Here is an 18,048-nt window from a genome sequence, read left to right as displayed (position 1 = left end):
TTCTGGAGGGGAAATATGGATTCTTTTATTTTAGCGCTGTTTTCTGATACTGACAAGCTGCGCCCATCAACACTTTATCAAATTCTCATTGGTAAGCGTACTAGCTCTGTCTTGAGTTATGCCTTTTTTTATGATCGCTTAGGTCTCTTTCAATCGTTGCCCCAGTTGAATGAGAAAGCGTATCAACAGACGCTCGCTGACTTGATCCAACGAGGGGCTCTAAGTCGAGATTCAGATGGTCTGCTGCTCAAAACGACCGCTAGAAACAGCCAGCAGCCAGGTGAACGATTGTTGCGTTATGCGAATTACTTTCGTTATGGACGAACGACGGAGGAGGCTTGGCGTTTTGTTCGGCTGCTGGTTCAAGCAGCTGCGTATCAAGGCGTGACCAATCAGTATATTCCCGTTGAAAACACGCCACTCTATACAGAACCTGTCCGTCAGCTGATCCGTCACAATCCTGACATCAAAAAGTGCCTGTATCAAGAGCTAACAGCAATTTTTGACCAGCTTCCCGCAGAAATGGCAGATTTTTTAGCGGGCACCTTATCGGGTCCAGATATTCTAGGGCAGGCGTTTTTTCAGCTTTTACCAGAAAATGTTCGAAGTAAGCCTTGGGACACTCTTTATGTAGGAGCTTCGATCCATCAATTTTTAACCTTGATCGAAAAAACGCCCCAGACGATCCTGTTTCGAGGATTGTCGCCTTTTCTAAAGAGAAGTTTAAACCAAAGCATGGTGGAAAGCCGAGCATTGTTTTTGCGAGGCGATTCTGTCGAGCAGATTATGGAAAAAAGAAGGATCAAACGAGGAACTGTTAATGATCATTTGATTGAGTGGGCATTGCTTGATCCCACGTTTCCTTTTCAGCGCTTTGATACAGCGTTGTTGAAAAAGCTGCCAGAAGCTTCTTGGAAAAATAGCTATCAAGAATTACAGGCGCTTCTTACGATTGATTTTTTGACGATTCGTTTGTTACAGATTGCTCAGAAGCGGGGGATTCGATGTTAGAAGATGCACTGAATCAGTATTTTGGTTTCAAAACATTCCGCCAAGGACAAAAAGAAGTCATCGAAAGTGTTTTAGCGCAGCAAGATACGTTAGCGATTCTGCCTACTGGGAATGGCAAAAGTCTGTGCTATCAGCTGCCAGGGTACCTAGTAGACGGGATCGTGATCATTATCTCGCCGTTAGTCTCTTTGATGGAAGATCAAGTCTACGGCTTACAAAAGCAAGGGGAAAAACGCGCGATTGCGTTTAATAGTCAATTGGACCTTGCTGATCGCCAGTATGTGATGCAGCATTTGCAGAAGTACAAGTTTTTGTTTTTAAGTCCAGAAATGATCGTACAAGAAGCTGTTTTGCATCAATTGGAACAGGTTAAGATCGCCATGCTCGTGGTGGATGAAGCCCATTGTGTTTCGCAATGGGGCATTGATTTTCGACCAGAGTACTTGCAGCTTGGTGAAGTAAAGAAACGCTTGAAGGCACCCGTCACATTAGCCTTGACGGCTACTGCAACAGCACAAGTGGAAGCAGACATACGGCAAGTATTGTTAGCAAAGAACGCCAATGTCTACCGTTATTCGATGAACCGCAGCAATATCGGCTTGTTCGTAGAGCAAACGACAGACAAAGATGCGGCATTAGCAGACTATCTCAGCCGCTTAGGCGGGGCTGGGATCATCTACTGTTCCACAAGAAGCAAAGTCGAAGAAGTCTATAACAAACTGCGTCAGCGCTATTTGGTAGGCTATTATCATGGTGGTCTCGCGAGTGATCAAAGAAAAACGTTGCAGCAGCAGTTTTCTCAGAATAAATTAAAATTACTCGTTGCTACCAATGCCTTTGGGATGGGGATCAATAAGGAAGATATTCGCTTTGTGATCCATTATGATCTACCTGATTCGTTAGAGAATTACAGTCAAGAAATCGGGCGAGCTGGTCGTGATGGCAAACAAAGCAATGCGATTTTGCTTTATCAGGAACATGATGAGCAGATCCATTACTTCTTTCAGCGAGAAAATAAAGAAGAACGCCTTGCTTTAGAACGAATGGTTCAGGAGAAGAGGAAAGAACCCTTGACACCGTTGCAAGAAAAGTGGCAGCAAAAAATGAAAGAGTTGGGGACTTCCTTTTGGCTGGAAACATTAAAACGCAATGAACAGCAAAAACAAGAACAATTACAGAAAATGTTGGCTTATATTCATTTTACAGGTTGTCGCCGACAATTTTTACTGGCGCATTTCGGAGAGGAAGCCCAGGAGAATCCTTATTGTTGCGACAATGACGGGATCGAAATAGCGGGTGAAGAACAGCTGCCCGAGAAAAAGGAAGCCCATCATTGGCAGGAACGTTTAATAAAAATTTTTAAAGATATAAATTGAATCGTATTTTGTAGGACAGTTTTTATTTACCTATGGTATAATACATCGGAAGGAAACTAGGAGGGAATACGAGTGAGCAAGAAAGACAATGACTACAATTCAGAAAATCAAGAACCGTGGGAACAACCAATCTATGATACAGAATACGATGATTCTGCATCAAGATCCCAACAAAGAAAACAAAAGCGTGGGAATTCACTCTTTTTGACGGTCGTTTTAGTTTTGCTTTTCTTGATCGTGGCAATTCCGGTTGGTGCCGGTATTTGGGTATTGAACCATAACAATGATGCCCCAACCACAGCAAGTTCGAGCAGTACTGTAGAAAGTACGACAGAGTCTTCAACAACCGAATCATCAACGACGGAATCATCCACTACGGAATCGACAAGTGAAACGAGTTCGTCAACAAGTGAATCAAGTTCTTCATCAAGTAGCAGTAGTTCTGCACCAGCTTCAACGACGCCATCAAGTAGTGAACCGGCGCAACAAGAAAACAATGCGGGACAAGAGAATACGCAAACTGATCAAGGTCAAGGCGCAACTGGTACCGAGGAATACACGACAGTCCAAGCTGGCGAAGGTCCTGAACAAGTGGCAGCCCGTACAGGCATCTCAGTTGAAACCCTATATCAATTAAATGGGATTGATCCAAACAACTACATGCTTTACCCTGGCGACACCTTACGAATTAAATAAAAAACCGCTTTGGCGGTTTTTTTTCTTGAAAGAGAGAAGCCAAGGTGGACGATAAGCAGAAACGATGAAGGAATACACATCGTTGGGAAACGAGGAGTAAGAAAAATGAAAAAAATCAACATCGCTATTGATGGTCCTGCGTCATCTGGGAAAAGCACAGTGGCAAAAATCATCGCGAATGACCTGGGATTTATTTATACGGATACTGGTGCCATGTATCGAAGCATCACGTATTTAGCTTTAAAAACGGGCTGTTCACTTGAAGATGAAGCGGCGATCGCTGCTTTGATCGATCAATACCCCATCACTTTTGAACCGACTGAACACGGTCAAGAGGTCTTTGCAGGAGGAGAGCAAGTCACAGAAGCGATCCGTCAGCCAGAAGTAACCAACGCAGTTTCGAAGGTGTCGGCATACCCTGCGATCCGCGAAAAACTCGTCCAACAACAGCAGATGATCGCTAAAGATGGCGGTGTCGTGATGGATGGCCGCGATATTGGTACGGCGGTTTTACCACAAGCAGAAGTCAAGATTTTTCTGGTAGCAAGTGTGGAAGAACGCGCACAGCGCCGTTTTAAAGAAAATCAGCAAAAAGGGATCAAAACCGATTATGAGACGTTGAAAGAAGAGATCCAGCAAAGAGATTATCTGGATTCTCACAGAGAAGTCTCCCCTTTGAAACAAGCGGAGGATGCGGTTCGAATCGATACGTCTGGTTTAACGATCGAGCAAGTCGTCGAAGCAATCAAAAAAACCATCAAAGAAAAAATTGATTAACAAAAACAATGGGTGTTCCCCATTGTTTTTTTATTTTTCGAAACCAAAAGATGAAAGTGAGTAAGAAAACAGAGGTGAAAAGACTTTTTTAACGAAAAAACCGTAGTTTTTTAGGAAAATAAGAGAAATCGCTTTATTTTTTTTTCATTCTATTTTAAACTAAAAGATGTAGTGCAATTATTGCAGAATTGTTGGTTAGGAGGACATGAGAGATGACAGAATTTGAAAATAATCAGGTTGAGAGTGGAAATGAATCAATGGAAGCCGCTTTAGACAATTTCCAAGAAGTAAAAGTTGGAGATATCGTTAAAGGTGAGGTATTGGCCATTGAGGATAAACAAGCGATCGTAGGGATCGAAGGCGCCGGCGTTGAAGGCGTTGTTCCTGCAAAAGAATTATCAACTTTACCTGTTGAAGACATCAACGAAGCAGTCAAAATTGGGGATGTCTTAGAATTGGTTGTGATTTCAGCAATTGGTAAAGACAAAGAAAACGGCAGCTATCTCCTTTCTAAACGTCGCTTAGACGCGAAAAAAGTTTGGGAAGATATCGAAAAAGATTTCCAAGAAGGAAAAATCATTGAAGCACCAGTCACCAACGTCGTTAAGGGCGGGTTAGTGGTTGATGTAGGTGTTCGTGGGTTTGTCCCAGCATCAATGGTCGAAGACCATTTTGTTGCGGATTTCGAAGATTACAAAGGGAAAACATTGACCTTCAAAATCGTTGAGATCGAGCCTTCAGAAAACCGTTTGATCCTTTCTCATAAAGCAGTTGTCGAAGCAGAAAAAGCAAAACAAAAAGAAGCTTTATTAGCTGATTTATATGAAGGACAAGAAGTAGAAGGAAAAGTAGCGCGTTTGACCGACTTTGGTGCCTTCGTAGACCTTGGCGGCATCGATGGACTTGTCCATGTCTCTGAAATTTCTCATGGACATGTTGGCAAACCTAGTGATGTTTTATCTGTTGGCGATACCGTCAATGTGCGTATCTTATCTGTTGATGCAGACAAAGAACGTGTGTCACTTTCGATCAAAGACACATTGCCTGGACCTTGGACCAATATTGAAGAGCAAGCGGCTGTTGGCAGTGTCTTGACGGGGACTGTTAAACGCTTGACAAGCTTCGGTGCGTTTGTGGAAGTCTTCCCAGGTGTTGAAGGGCTGATCCATATCTCACAAATCTCCCATAAACACATTGCGACACCACATGAAGTCTTACAAGAAGGTGATGAAGTGCAAGTGAAAGTGCTTGAAGTGAACCCTTCAGAACACCGAATCGCATTAAGTATCAAAGCATTAGAAAAAGCCGAAAACACCAATGAAACACAAGAGGTTTCAGAGGACGACTATCAATTGCCAGAAGAATCAACTGGTTTTACTATGGGTGATATCTTAGGTGATGCCTTAAAAGACAGCGACGAAGAGTAATTGTATGCCATCAGCTTATAACGATTCGATGTTTGAATTTGTTATAAGCTGGTTTTTTGTTTGCCAGGAAAGCTTGCAACTTTCCATGGCTTTAGGTAAACTAAGTAAGATTGAATACAAGAAGCAGCGTACAAGGACTGCTTTTTTAAATGGAGGGTAAAAAATGTCAAATCCAACAATAGCGATCGTTGGACGTCCGAATGTGGGGAAATCGACCATTTTCAACCGGATAGCTGGAGAACGAATTTCGATCGTTGAGGATACTCCAGGAGTGACCAGAGATCGTATTTATGCCACCGGTGAATGGCTAGGCCGTGAGTTTAGCGTAATCGATACAGGTGGGATCGATTTAAGTGATGAGCCGTTTATGGATCAAATCAAGCATCAAGCAGAAATCGCCATCGATGAAGCAGATGTCATTGTTTTTATTACGAGTGCTCGTGAAGGAGTAACCGATGCTGATGAGCTTGTGGCTCGTTTGCTGTACAAAAGCAACAAACCCGTGATTTTAGCGGTCAACAAAGTTGATAATCCCGAGATGCGTACCGACATCTATGAATTTTATGGTTTGGGTCTAGGCGATCCATACCCAATCTCAGGAAGTCATGGATTAGGGATCGGGGATGTTCTTGATGAAGCAGTCAAACACTTCACCAATGAAGCAGAAGAAGAAGATGATTCCATCATCAAGTTTAGTTTGATTGGTCGTCCAAATGTCGGTAAATCCTCTTTGATCAATGCAATTCTAGGGGAAGAGCGAGTGATCGTTTCTGATATCGAAGGAACGACTCGTGATGCGATCGATACCCATTTTACCAGCGAAAGCGGTCAAGAATTTACCATGATTGATACCGCCGGCATGCGTAAAAAAGGGAAGGTCTACGAGTCTACTGAAAAATACAGTGTCATGCGGGCGATGCGGGCCATTGAACGCTCAGACGTCGTCTTGATGGTCTTGAACGCTGAAGAAGGGATTCGCGAGCAAGACAAACGGATCGCTGGCTATGCCCATGAAGCAGGCCGTGGAATCATTATTGTTGTCAATAAATGGGATACATTGAAAAAAGAAACGAATACGATGCGTGATTTTGAAGAAGAAATCAGAGACGAATTCCAATATTTGGATTACGCGCCAATCATTTTTGTTTCCGCAGTGACGAAACAGCGCTTGAATAAGCTGCCGCAATTGATTGAAGAAGTCAGCATGAATCAAAACATGCGTATTCCATCTGCGTTGTTGAATGACGTCATTATGGACGCTGTGGCGATCAACCCAACCCCAACAGACAAAGGCAAACGTTTGAAGATTTTTTATGCGACGCAAGTAGCTGTCAAACCGCCAACTTTTGTTATTTTTGTCAACGAAGAAGAACTGATGCATTTCTCTTATGCACGTTTCTTAGAAAATCAAATCCGCAAGGCATTCACTTTTGAAGGAACGCCGATTCGGATCATTCCTCGCAGAAGAAAATAGAGATTTTATCATACTTTGTTTCTTTTTACAAAGAAATCTGTCCTTTTCTAGAAAAATGGGAAAAAACCAAAAAAAAACCCCCTAAAAACGTTAAAATCCTTGATATTACAAGGTTCTTATGATAACGTTATATCAGAATATTGATGGTAATCAATATTTGACAAAAACCTTGGACCACTCAAGATTTTTGTTGATGCATGACATCAAAAAAAATATCAGGAGGTGAAACCATCCATGGCAAATAAAGCAGAATTAATCGAAAAAGTTGCAGCAGCTACTGACTTAACTAAGAAAGACGCAACTGCAGCAGTAGACGCTGTATTCTCAACAATTCAAGACGCTTTAGCTAACGGTGAAAAAGTTCAATTGATCGGCTTTGGTAACTTTGAAGTTCGTTCTCGTGCAGAACGCAAAGGACGCAACCCACAAACTGGTGAAGAAATCAAGATCCCTGCTAGCAAAGTACCTGCATTCAAACCAGGTAAAGCTCTTAAAGACGCAGTGAAATAATTGAGTCTTGTAGAAACCCTTGAGTAATCAAGGGTTTTTTCTTTTGTCTAACTAGGGACTGCCACCATGCAGGCGGATCGAATGGGAAAAGAAACGGTTATTATTGTCAGAAAATTCAAAAATATTTTTTGTTTTTCTTTTGAGCTAAAAAAAACAAGGGTTGCGGGCACACCTTAATTCTCAAGCAAGAATAAAGGTGATTTAAAAGTCATTTTTATCAAAAGAAGCAAGCGATTAAATGACATCTAATGTGAGGAAGGGTTCCTTGGAATTGTCATTATTGAAAAAAAATTCAGAAAATTCGTTGACAAGTGTTTTTGCAAAGGGTATATTGGTAAACAATTACAAGAACGTTACTATTTCTAATGAAGGAGCCATTTTCTATGCGCAATTTTAATCAATATTTATTAGTCATTATTATTGATACCAGGACTTAGAACACGGAAGCAAAAATTATCCGTTTGTTTGAGTCCTATTTGCGTAAGTAAAATGGGATTCTGGCAAAGCATCCCAGTTTTTTATAACCGGGATGCTTTTTTTTATTCCAAAATGCAGGAGATGATGAGTGTGAGAAGTGATCAGATTAAAAAAGGGATCGATGCAGCGCCAGCTAGGAGTCTGCTCTATGCCACAGGACAAGTAAAAAATATCCATGACATGAACAAGCCATTTATTGCGATATGTAATTCCTATATCGATATTGTGCCTGGACATGTGCATTTACGGGAGTTAGCAGATATCGCTAAGGAAGCGATTCGTGAAGCTGGCGGCATCCCTTTTGAGTTCAATACGATCGGTGTGGATGATGGCATTGCGATGGGCCATATTGGCATGCGTTATTCGCTACCCAGCCGAGAATTGATCGCTGATTCCGCAGAAACCGTGATCAATGCTCACTGGTTTGACGGCGTATTTTATATCCCGAATTGCGACAAGATCACTCCTGGCATGATTTTAGCAGCGATGCGGACGAACGTACCGGGGATCTTTTGTTCTGGCGGTCCGATGAAAGCCGGTATTGATCCACGGGGCCACCAGATAACCTTGTCTTCCATGTTTGAAGCCGTGGGGACTTACAAGACTGGCAACATGACGAAAGAAGACTTTGAATTTATGGAGCAAAATGCCTGTCCGACTTGCGGTTCCTGTGCTGGGATGTTTACTGCCAATTCAATGAATTGTCTCTTAGAGATCTTAGGATTGGCAATGCCAGGCAATGGTACGATTCTTGCCGTGTCTGAAGAACGACGAGAACTAGTTAGACAAGCCGCCTTTAAGTTGATGGATCTTGTTGAAAAACAAGTGAAACCTCGAGACATCGTGACCAAAGAAGCTATTGATGATGCCTTCGCTTTAGACATGGCGATGGGGGGGTCCACCAACACAGTGTTGCATACCTTAGCGATCGCCAATGAAGCTGAGATCGATTATGACTTAAGACGGGTCAATGAAATCGCTAAAAGAGTGCCTTATCTCTCAAAAATCGCGCCATCATCAGCCTATTCGATGCACGATGTTCATGAAGCTGGCGGCGTTTCCGCAATCATAAGGGAGCTTTGTGATATCGAGGGAGCGATTCATCCTGATCGACCGACTGTCACAGGCAAGACGTTACGAGAAAATGTCGCTGAAGCGAAGATCCACAACGAAGAAGTTATTCATCCCAAAGAAAACCCGTATAGTCCTGTGGGTGGTCTATCGATCTTGTACGGTAATATCGCCCCAGAAGGCAGTGTCATCAAGGTCGGTGGGGTCGATCCAAGTGTCCAAGTGTTCAAAGGCAAAGCGATCTGTTTTGATTCACATGATGAAGCAGTTGCTGCCATCGACAATCATACCGTACAAAAAGGACATGTTGTAGTGATCCGCTATGAGGGACCAAAAGGAGGACCAGGTATGCCAGAAATGTTGGCGCCTACCTCAAGCATCGTTGGACGTGGGTTAGGCAAAGATGTCGCCTTGATTACAGACGGCCGCTTTTCAGGAGCGACGCGGGGGATCGCAGTTGGACATATTTCTCCGGAAGCTGCAGCCGGTGGTCCATTAGGACTAGTCAACGATGGCGATGAGATCATTATTGATTTGCCAAATCGAACGCTAAATCTGCAAGTTTCAGAAGAAGAGCTTGCCAAGCGTGCGCAAGAACGACCGAAGTTTCGTTCAAAAGTGAAAAAAGGATGGCTTGCACGTTATACCGCTTTAGTGACCTCTGCCAATACGGGCGGGATTATGCGAGTACCTGATGAGGAGGAGTAGCAATGGAAAATATCGAGTATCAAGCATCGCATCTAAGGACTGGCGCACAAGTATTAGTGGACAGCTTACAAGAGCAAGGCGTCGAAATGATCTTTGGCTATCCGGGCGGCGCCGTCCTGCCGTTATATGATCAATTATATGATGCAGCGATTCCGAATATTTTGACGCGTCACGAGCAAGGCGCGATCCACGCCGCTGAAGGCTATGCCAAAGCTACTGGCAATGTTGGGGTCGTTTTAGTGACGAGCGGACCAGGTGCTACAAATGTCGTCACGGGCATTGCCGATGCTATGAGTGATTCCGTACCATTGGTAGTTATCACGGGACAAGTGGCGGTACCAGGAATTGGCAAAGATGCCTTCCAAGAGGCGGATATTCTGGGTATCACGTTGCCGATCACGAAGCACAACTACCAAGTCCGCTGTGTCGATGAGCTGCCAAAAGTGATCGCTGAAGCCTTCCATATCGCTTCCACAGGGCGAAAAGGACCGGTTGTCATCGACCTTCCGAAAGATATTACATTACAAGAAACCGCTGAAACCTGCTCATTGCCGATCACAAGGAAAAGTTATCAGCCGACGGCAGAGCCATCCCGTCTGCAAATCGAAAAACTGATGCAAGTCTTGGAAAAAGCTCAGCGACCAGTGGTACTGGCGGGTGCAGGCGTGATCGCTGCTGAAGCTGCAGCTGAACTAAATGCATTTATTGCCAAGTACAAGTTGCCGACAGTGACAACGTTGCTTGGCTTAGGCTTACTGCCAAGTGATCATCAATTTTTCTTAGGCATGGGCGGTATGCATGGCACCTATGCGGCGAACATGGCTTTATCAGAAGCCGATTTGATTATCAATATCGGCTCTCGCTTCGATGATCGCCTAGCAACGGCCGGCAGTCAGTTCGGCAAGCAGGCGATCGTTGCTCATATCGATATTGACCCAGTGGAGATCGGCAAGATCGTAACGACAAAGATCCCAATCGTCGGCGATGCCAAGGCTGCTTTGCAGCAAATGCTGCGGTACCCACCAACAAGAGGAACCTGGACGACTTGGTTGGATCTATGCCAAAAACGGAAAAAGGAAAAACCTTATCGCTATGATCGCACTCAGACACAAGAAATCAAACCACAAAAAGTCATCGAAGAAGTAGGGCGTTTGACCAAAGGAGAGGCTTACGTCATCACCGATGTTGGTCAGCATCAAATGTGGGTCGCGCAGTATTATCCTTTTCGCTTTCCCAAACAATTGATTACCAGTGGCGGACTAGGGACGATGGGCTATGGCATCCCTGCAGGAATCGGCGTTCAATTTGCTCATCCAGAAAAAATGGTCGTGGTGTTCGTTGGCGATGGTGGATTTCAAATGACGAACCAAGAATTTGCGATTTTGAATGAGTATGGCTTGAATGTCAAATTTGTGTTATTGAACAACTGCTCTTTAGGAATGGTTCGCCAATGGCAAGAAACATTCCATGGCAAGCGGCGCTCTGCCTCCGTTTTTGCGCAGCAGCCTGATTTTGTCAAACTGGCACAGGCTTATGGCATTGAAGGCTGTCGGATCGATGACCCAGAGCAACTGGTTGATCAATTGGCAGCAGCTTTTTCTCAAGCAGGGCCGCAGCTGATCGAAGTAATGGTCTCGCCATCTGAGCATGTGCTGCCGATGATCCCACCGGGGAAAGCCAATCATGAAATGATGGGGGTCTAAGGGGATGAAACGGGTATTAGCAGCAATCGTCCATAATGAAGCAGGTGTTTTGAGCCGTATCACGAGTGTCTTGAACCGTCGTCAAGTCAATATCGAGAGTATCTCTGTCGGTACGACAGAACGACCAGAGTTTTCACGTATGACGATCATTGTCAACGTGAACGATTTGGCAGAAACAGAACAAGTGACTAAGCATCTGAACAAGCAGATCGATGTCTTGAAGGTTTCTGATATTACAGAAGTTCCTCATATCGAACGGGAGCTGGTGCTGATCAAAGTCAATGCGCCAACCACAAGCCGTTCGGAGATCCAAGCAGTGATCGATCCATTTCGAGCACACATTGTCGATGTGGCACTAAAAACAATCGTTGTGCAAGTTGCTGGCGATACGAAAAAGGTAGAAGCGTGCATCGAGGTTTTACGTCCATACGGCATCAAACAATTGGCACGGACGGGTGTCACTGGCTTTACAAGAGGGTAAGTGCAATTTTGAATTGCTTAAAATAAAGAAAGAATTCGGAGGAAACAAGTATGGTAAAAGTATATTACAACGAGGAAGTTACAGATAATTTAGGAGACAAGAAGATTGCGATCGTCGGCTACGGCTCTCAAGGGCACGCTCATGCGCAAAATTTACGGGACACAGGTCATGAAGTCTTTATCGGCATTCGTGAAGGAAAATCAGCGGAAGCCGCAAGAAACGATGGATTTGAGGTTTTCCCAGTAGCCGAAGCCGTTCAAAAAGCGGATGTAGTCATGATCTTGGCACCCGATGAGATCCAAGGATCGTTGTATAAAAATGAGATCGAACCGAATCTTTCTGCGGGCAATGCATTAGCATTTGCTCATGGTTTCAATATTCATTTTGATGTGATCGCGCCACCAAAAGAGGTGGATGTTTTTCTAGTTGCGCCAAAAGGACCAGGTCATTTGGTGCGTCGAACCTTTACCGAAGGGTTTGCGGTACCAGCCTTGTTTGCAGTTTATCAAGATGCGACTGGTAACGCACAAGCAACGGCTTTATCCTATGCAAAAGGCATTGGTGCCACAAGGGTCGGCGTTTTGGAAACGACCTTTAAAGAAGAGACCGAAACCGATCTTTTCGGTGAGCAAGCCGTACTTTGTGGCGGTTTGACCAGTATGATCGAAGCGGGCTTTGAAACATTGGTAGAAGCGGGGTACCAACCGGAATTGGCTTATTTTGAAGTTTGTCATGAATTGAAACTGATCGTTGACTTGATTTATGAAGGAGGCTTCAAAAAAATGCGCCATTCGATCTCGAATACGGCTGAGTATGGTGACTACGTTTCTGGTGCTCGGGTGATCACTGCACAAGCCAAAGAAAACATGAAAGCCGTATTGACAGACATCCAAAACGGCCAATTTGCGAAAGGATTCATTGAAGACAATCAAAACGGCTTCCCTGAATTCCATAAAATGCGTGAGGAAAACGGCAATCATCAAATTGAAAAAGTCGGCAGCGAGTTACGGAAAATGATGCCGTTTGTTGCGAAAGATTAGGAGGGACGCGTTTGTTGGTGACAGTTTCTGCAATCGAACAAGCCTACGAGCGACTGCGGGGAGCAGTTAGTCATACGCCGCTGCAGTATGATCGCTTTTTATCTGAGAAGTATCAAGCGACGGTCTTGTTGAAGCGAGAGGACTTGCAAAAAGTCCGCTCCTTCAAATTACGCGGTGCCTACTATGCGATCACCCAGGCAGATCCTGAACTGACTCGTCGTGGCGTCGTCTGTGCCAGTGCCGGAAACCATGCGCAAGGTGTTGCTTATACCTGTCAAGAACAGCAGATCCGAGCGGTTATTTTCATGCCGACAACGACGCCACAGCAAAAAATCGCGCAAGTCCTCTTTTTCGGTGGAGATTATGTCAAAATCGAATTGGTGGGAGATACGTTTGATGTGGCAGCCCAAGCGGCTAAACACTTTGCAAAAGAACAGCAAATGGCCTTCATTGCTCCCTTTGACGATCCTAATATTATCGCAGGACAAGGAACCGTTGCTGTGGAGATGCTGGCGGATGCTGAAAAAAAACAAGTAACGATCGATCTGGTCGTGGCAGCGATTGGCGGGGGCGGCTTGATCAGCGGAACCGCAGCCTATTTGAAAGAAAAGCAACCGAAGATAAAAGTTGTTGGAGCAGAACCTGTAGGGGCAGCCTCGATGCAAGCCGCCTTTGATCATCAAGGACCAGTGGCGCTGGAGCATATTGAAACCTTTGTGGATGGTGCAGCGGTCAAACAAGTCGGAGCTCAAACCTATGCCCATGCCAAACGCTATGTGGATCAATTGGTAGCTGTGGAAGAAGGCGCAATCTGTCAAACGATTCTGGAATTGTACAGCAAGCAAGCGATCGTCGCTGAACCAGCTGGTGCCTTGAGTGTGGCAGCTTTGGATCTGATCAAAGAGCAAATCAAAGGCAAAACAGTCGTCTGTATTGTGAGTGGCGGTAACAATGATAGTTCCCGTATGGCAGAGATCGAAGAGAAATCACTGATCTATCAAGGATTGAAACATTATTTTATCGTCAATTTCCCACAACGTCCCGGTGCGTTGAAGGAATTTGTTAGCCATGTATTAGGTCCCGATGATGATATCACTAGGTTTGAATATACAAAAAAAATCAATCGTGGAACAGGACCAGTAATGCTGGGAATCTTGTTGAAACACAAAAAAGATCTCCCCGCATTACTGTCACGAATTGAACAGTTTGACAAAAACTATATCAACCTTCAGCAAAATCAATCACTCTACTCACTTTTGGTTTAAGAAAAAACATGATTTTCCTTTGGAAGAAGAGGAAATCATGTTTTTTGCTTTTTATCGGATCGTTGAACCAATCACAGGAAAATACTTCCTAATCATTAGCGATTTAGTAGGTGTTTAAGCTCCTTCTTGTTATAATAGGAAGTAGTAGCAAAGGAGTGAGCCGATGGAAGCTGTTTTTTTCCGAAATGAACAAGAAACCCAAATTTCTTATGGTGAAACACTAGCATCGGTCATGAGAGAACAGTCGATCGAGCCGCAGCAGGTGATCATTTTGACGAATCAGCGCTATTATGACCGCTTTTCAGAAAAATTGACCCGCCTGTTTTTGCCACGAGAGGTCAATTGGTATATTTGTACCAATCAAATGTATTGCAACAACTTTAGTGAGTTTAAAGCTGCAATGGATTTCTTCGGCCGCTTTTCAAAACAAGAGCCGCTGCTGATCGTCGGTTTTGGGAATGAAGGCGTGTTGGCATTGAGCAGTTTTATCCACGCGACGTCGGTTCTGACGACACAGCTTTGGCTGATTCCCGTTTCCTTGCGGGCCTTAGCTAAAAGTGTGAAAGAAACAGCGATCGTTGTGAAAAAGCCAGATATCCCGATGCTGGAAAATCCTAATACACCCGAATTTGTTATTTACGATCAGACGATCGCAGAAAAACAGATCGATGGGAAATTGGTCGATTTTTTGACTCTGATTCGTTGTGGCGTGCTTGCCGATAGTGAGTTTTTAAAAGAGCTTTATCGAACTTATCCCAGTCATCAGGCGTTGATGAGACATTCGTTGGCTGCGTATACCGATCGGTTGATCCAACTATACCAGCAATCAGGCAGCGAATTGGAGGAGTTTGGCCAACTCTTTGCCGATGCTGCTTATCGAACGGAAAATGGGCACTTGCTGTCTGATGCGATGAAATTATTCTTTGGCTTTTTGTTTCATTTTATGTGGACCGTCCAGCAGCAGCAATTGACTGTCGATCTGCCCGTGTTCTGCCAATGGCTTGCCCGATTGGGTTTTCCTATCGAATTGCCCGAGTCTTTTTCATTAAGCGAATATTTCAGTCATGTACTGGAATTGCAGCAAAAAGAAAAAAAACTGTTATTTTTGGCAAAAGTTGGTACAATAGGGGGCAGAACAAAAATCGAGGAAAAAGATCTCGTCCAGACGATGGAGACTTATCAGCGATTAATCAATGAGATTCGAGGGGTTTAAATGGAAACATATAGTGAAAAAATGTTAAAAGCATTAGCCGCGGAAGAACTGGCTGAAGCACAATTAAATTTTACCGAAGCTCTGCAAAAAGATGATGATGAGACATTAGGCGCTTTAGGTGATGAACTATTGCAGATCGGCTTTTTGGAAGAGGCGAAAACGTTATTTGAAACCTTGCAGCAACGACATCCTGATAATGAAGCTTTGCTGCTTCCTTTAGCGGAAATTGCGATGGAAGAAGACCAGATTGAAACAGCCTTCACTTATATCGATCAAATACTACCAACGAGTGAAGCTTATCTGCAAGCCTTGTTATTGAGTGCGGATCTCTATCAACTGATCGGTATTCCGGAAGTCAGCGAAGCTAAATTAAAAGAAGCGCAAAGCCTTGTGCCAGAGGAACCCTTGATTCGTTTTGCCTTAGCTGAGTTAGCTTTTTCAACGGATCGCTATCAAGAAGCTGTTGACCTTTATCAAGGATTGCTGGAAGAAGATATTACGGATATTTCGGGGATTTCGATCGTTGAACGGACCGGAACGTCATTGAGTATGGCAGGTAAGTTTGAAGAGGCGTTGGAATATTTTGAAGCAAGCTTAGAAGACGAACAGACGGACGAGCGTCTCTTTCAAACGGCTTTAGTCTATTTGCAGCTGAAGGAAAATGAACAAGCGATTCGCTACTTGCAGCAGTTGCGGGTCATGAATCCCCAATACCGGGCCTTGTATCTTTATTTGGCTGAAGCATTGCAAGAAGAAGAACAGCTGGAAGAAGCGCAACGTGTGATCGAAGAAGGGATTCATGAAGATCCATATCAAGTGGATTTCTATCATTTTGCTGCCGAGAATGCTTACCGACTTCATGACAGTGAAGCAGCCGAGTCATTTTTACTTAAAGCACTGGAAACTGGTGAAAAAGAAGAGGATACATTACTGACTTTAAGTAATTTATACTTGAATGAAGAGCGTTGGCAAGAAGCGATCTTGGCGATCGAGCGAATGGAAGACAATGAACAGCCTCACGCTTTATGGAATCTAGCGCAAGCCTTCAATGCGTTAGAAGATTTTGACAAAGCAGCAAAATATTACGAAGAAGCCAATGCTGATTTGCACCATGAACCGGCGTTTATGAAGGAATATGGCATTTTCTTACGTGAAGAAGGGCGTTTACCTGAAGCTCTTCATTTGCTACAACATTATTTGGCACACGAACCAGGTGATTTAGAAGTACAGTCGATCGTGGAGGACTTATTAGAAAGATAGGTGAGAGAAATGAACATCAATGTACAAGAAAAGAAAAAGTTTCTTAATTGGTTAGTTTCGACCGTTTCCTTCAGCCGCCGAGAAGTCTCTTGGGTGTTAAACTATCTGGCGAACCATGAAGCGATCTTGACCAATGTTCATTTTGTAGAAGGGGCAGCCGCAGCCAAACGGGGCTTAAGTGTCCGCAGTACGGAAGTTGGAGGCGAACCCTTTGTCTTGAGTATCGAAGGACAGACCTTTTATGACATTGATCAGATTTTTCACGAGATTCGCATGAATTGGAAACAACCCTTGTATCTTGAATGTCTCTTTCCAGATTCTTGGTCGCAATCCTTTTATTTAGCAGTTTTAGAAGACAATCCTTATGAACGTTGGAACGACCACTTGGATCAAGAAATGACCCAACATGTTACCCAGTACCTTGAAAAAGAAGAAGCAAAAACCAAAATTGATACCTTGTATCGGCAGATCGATCTAGCATTGGAAAATGGGGATCGTGATGCCTTCTTAGAACTTTCCGATGAAGTAAATCGGCACTTGCTCCAACAAAAAGAAAAAAGCCGCTGACAAATAAAAAAGCAGTCCTTTAACCGGGACTGCTTTTTTAGTCTTTATTTTGTTTTAGAGACCGCTGCTTTGCGCTGTAAGAACCGTGACTTAGGTCTTAAGTAAGTAAAGCCTTCGCCTTCGACTTCATGGACATTGATGACAGAAACAAACGCTTGCGGATCAAAGTCATGAACAATGCGCTTGACTTCAGAAATCTCCCGTCCGCTGACCACCATATAAATGATTTGTTTCGATACTCTTGAGTAAGCCCCTTCGCCCTGTAAAAACGTGACACCGCGTTCCAATTCATCCATTAAAACAGGAGCTATCTCTTCGCTATGATTGCTGATCACTAAAATCCCTTTGGCTGAATAGCCGCCGTCTAAGATCGAATCGATCACACGAGTGAAGACATAAGAAAAAATCAAGGTATACATCATGCGGTTCAAATCTATATAGGTCAAAGAAAGCAACAGGACGAACACATCAAAGATCAAAAGCGACCGCCCGATCGTCACCCCAAAGTTTTTCTCTAAAATACGTGCCAATACATCGACTCCGCCAGTCGTTCCCCCGACCTTGTAGACGATCCCACTACCGATCCCTGCAATCAAACCAGCCAAGAGCGCAACGATCAGCAGATCGTGCTGCAGATCGATCAACAGGGGAACACTCTGCCAAAATGCCAACCAAAAAGACAAACCAAAAGTTCCTAAAATCGTATACACTAATGAGCGTCGACCAAGAATTTTGCCACCGATCAAAATGATCGGAATATTTAAGATCAGTGTACTGATGGCAGGATTGATTCCCCATAAGGCTCGCAGGATCAAGGTGATCCCCGTCACACCGCCTTCTGCTAAGTCATTTGGGATATTTAGATAGACTAGACCGAAGCCATAGATACTTGTACCAAAAATAATCAAAACAATATCGCGAATCGTTCGCCATGAAAAAAATGCCCGCATCCTGTTTCCTCCGTTATTCAACTTCCACAAGTATCAATGTAG

16 protein-coding genes are annotated in these 18,048 nt (G+C 43.9%); 15 read left to right on the top strand and 1 reads right to left on the bottom strand.

Going from position 1 to position 18,048, the window contains the following annotated elements; all coding sequences use genetic code 11:
- Window positions 1-15 precede the first annotated feature (15 nt).
- The 15 genes from A5867_RS12830 to A5867_RS12760 all read left to right on the top strand — a co-directional run bounded on the left by A5867_RS12830 (window position 16) and on the right by A5867_RS12760 (window position 17,056).
- Window positions 16-1,011: a helix-turn-helix domain-containing protein gene (locus tag A5867_RS12830; RefSeq protein WP_087627773.1), complete on the top strand. Its 996-nt coding sequence runs from the start codon at window positions 16-18 to the stop codon at window positions 1,009-1,011.
- The gene (locus tag A5867_RS12825) at window positions 1,005-2,387 is read left to right on the top strand and encodes an ATP-dependent DNA helicase RecQ (protein ID WP_010749234.1); all 1,383 of its coding nucleotides are present in this window, start codon (window positions 1,005-1,007) and stop codon (window positions 2,385-2,387) included. Before A5867_RS12830 ends, A5867_RS12825 begins: the two co-directional genes overlap by 7 nt.
- Before the next feature lie 72 nt (window positions 2,388-2,459).
- Entirely contained in the window at window positions 2,460-3,083 is a 624-nt protein-coding gene (locus A5867_RS12820; RefSeq protein ID WP_087627772.1) for a LysM peptidoglycan-binding domain-containing protein, read from the top strand.
- 105 nt (window positions 3,084-3,188) lie between these two features.
- On the top strand, window positions 3,189-3,860 hold the full coding sequence (gene cmk / locus A5867_RS12815; RefSeq protein WP_010749236.1) for a (d)CMP kinase: 672 nt from the start codon (window positions 3,189-3,191) through the stop codon (window positions 3,858-3,860).
- Window positions 3,861-4,072: 212 nt separating this feature from the next.
- Window positions 4,073-5,287, top strand: coding sequence for a 30S ribosomal protein S1 (rpsA, locus tag A5867_RS12810; protein WP_087627771.1), 1,215 nt, complete (start codon window positions 4,073-4,075; stop codon window positions 5,285-5,287).
- A gap of 163 nt (window positions 5,288-5,450) precedes the next feature.
- A complete protein-coding gene (gene der, locus A5867_RS12805; RefSeq protein WP_005231911.1) occupies window positions 5,451-6,761 on the top strand; it encodes a ribosome biogenesis GTPase Der in 1,311 nt (436 codons plus the stop codon).
- A 234-nt stretch (window positions 6,762-6,995) separates the two neighbouring features.
- Window positions 6,996-7,271, top strand: a complete 276-nt coding sequence (locus A5867_RS12800) for an HU family DNA-binding protein (RefSeq protein WP_003126821.1) — start codon at window positions 6,996-6,998, stop codon at window positions 7,269-7,271.
- A gap of 567 nt (window positions 7,272-7,838) precedes the next feature.
- Complete coding sequence (gene ilvD / locus A5867_RS12795) at window positions 7,839-9,527, top strand: dihydroxy-acid dehydratase (RefSeq protein ID WP_008381045.1); 1,689 nt, start codon at window positions 7,839-7,841, stop codon at window positions 9,525-9,527.
- Window positions 9,528-9,529: 2 nt separating this feature from the next.
- The gene (ilvB, locus tag A5867_RS12790; RefSeq protein ID WP_087627770.1) at window positions 9,530-11,230 is read left to right on the top strand and encodes a biosynthetic-type acetolactate synthase large subunit; all 1,701 of its coding nucleotides are present in this window, start codon (window positions 9,530-9,532) and stop codon (window positions 11,228-11,230) included.
- 4 nt (window positions 11,231-11,234) lie between these two features.
- Window positions 11,235-11,711 carry an acetolactate synthase small subunit gene (ilvN, locus tag A5867_RS12785; protein ID WP_005229349.1) on the top strand — a complete coding sequence of 159 codons (477 nt, stop codon included), beginning with the start codon at window positions 11,235-11,237 and terminating at the stop codon, window positions 11,709-11,711.
- 50 nt (window positions 11,712-11,761) lie between these two features.
- Entirely contained in the window at window positions 11,762-12,751 is a 990-nt protein-coding gene (ilvC, locus tag A5867_RS12780; RefSeq protein WP_005229350.1) for a ketol-acid reductoisomerase, read from the top strand.
- Window positions 12,752-12,762: 11 nt separating this feature from the next.
- Window positions 12,763-14,016: a threonine ammonia-lyase IlvA gene (gene ilvA / locus A5867_RS12775; protein WP_087627769.1), complete on the top strand. Its 1,254-nt coding sequence runs from the start codon at window positions 12,763-12,765 to the stop codon at window positions 14,014-14,016.
- Between the two features lie 163 nt (window positions 14,017-14,179).
- Window positions 14,180-15,229: a hypothetical protein gene (locus tag A5867_RS12770; protein WP_005229354.1), complete on the top strand. Its 1,050-nt coding sequence runs from the start codon at window positions 14,180-14,182 to the stop codon at window positions 15,227-15,229.
- Window positions 15,230-16,489: a tetratricopeptide repeat protein gene (locus tag A5867_RS12765; RefSeq protein WP_087627768.1), complete on the top strand. Its 1,260-nt coding sequence runs from the start codon at window positions 15,230-15,232 to the stop codon at window positions 16,487-16,489.
- A gap of 9 nt (window positions 16,490-16,498) precedes the next feature.
- Complete coding sequence (locus A5867_RS12760; protein WP_034872191.1) at window positions 16,499-17,056, top strand: YpiB family protein; 558 nt, start codon at window positions 16,499-16,501, stop codon at window positions 17,054-17,056.
- A 44-nt stretch (window positions 17,057-17,100) separates the two neighbouring features.
- On the opposite strand, the gene A5867_RS12755 is transcribed toward A5867_RS12760, so the two are convergent.
- Window positions 17,101-18,006, bottom strand: a complete 906-nt coding sequence (locus A5867_RS12755; RefSeq protein WP_005237068.1) for a YitT family protein — start codon at window positions 18,004-18,006, stop codon at window positions 17,101-17,103.
- Window positions 18,007-18,048: the final 42 nt, after the last annotated feature.

The sequence above is a fragment of the Enterococcus sp. 6D12_DIV0197 genome (assembly GCF_002174385.1).
Lineage (GTDB): Bacteria > Bacillota > Bacilli > Lactobacillales > Enterococcaceae > Enterococcus_D > Enterococcus_D casseliflavus.
The sequence above is the reverse complement of the archived record's forward strand: the minus strand, read 5'-3'. Positions and strand labels throughout refer to the sequence as shown.

Excerpts from the sequence above, each read along its gene's own strand:
- A5867_RS12830 (WP_087627773.1), top strand. The coding sequence starts at position 16 with ATGGATTCTTTTATTTTAGCGCTGTTTTCTGATACTGACAAGCTGCGC.
- A5867_RS12825 (WP_010749234.1), top strand. The coding sequence starts at position 1,005 with ATGTTAGAAGATGCACTGAATCAGTATTTTGGTTTCAAAACATTCCGC.
- cmk (WP_010749236.1), top strand. The coding sequence starts at position 3,189 with ATGAAAAAAATCAACATCGCTATTGATGGTCCTGCGTCATCTGGGAAA.
- rpsA (WP_087627771.1), top strand. The coding sequence starts at position 4,073 with ATGACAGAATTTGAAAATAATCAGGTTGAGAGTGGAAATGAATCAATG.
- der (WP_005231911.1), top strand. The coding sequence starts at position 5,451 with ATGTCAAATCCAACAATAGCGATCGTTGGACGTCCGAATGTGGGGAAA.
- A5867_RS12800 (WP_003126821.1), top strand. The coding sequence starts at position 6,996 with ATGGCAAATAAAGCAGAATTAATCGAAAAAGTTGCAGCAGCTACTGAC.
- ilvB (WP_087627770.1), top strand. The coding sequence starts at position 9,530 with ATGGAAAATATCGAGTATCAAGCATCGCATCTAAGGACTGGCGCACAA.
- ilvN (WP_005229349.1), top strand. The coding sequence starts at position 11,235 with ATGAAACGGGTATTAGCAGCAATCGTCCATAATGAAGCAGGTGTTTTG.
- ilvC (WP_005229350.1), top strand. The coding sequence starts at position 11,762 with ATGGTAAAAGTATATTACAACGAGGAAGTTACAGATAATTTAGGAGAC.
- A5867_RS12770 (WP_005229354.1), top strand. The coding sequence starts at position 14,180 with ATGGAAGCTGTTTTTTTCCGAAATGAACAAGAAACCCAAATTTCTTAT.
- A5867_RS12765 (WP_087627768.1), top strand. The coding sequence starts at position 15,230 with ATGGAAACATATAGTGAAAAAATGTTAAAAGCATTAGCCGCGGAAGAA.
- A5867_RS12760 (WP_034872191.1), top strand. The coding sequence starts at position 16,499 with ATGAACATCAATGTACAAGAAAAGAAAAAGTTTCTTAATTGGTTAGTT.
- A5867_RS12755 (WP_005237068.1), bottom strand. The coding sequence starts at position 18,006 with ATGCGGGCATTTTTTTCATGGCGAACGATTCGCGATATTGTTTTGATT.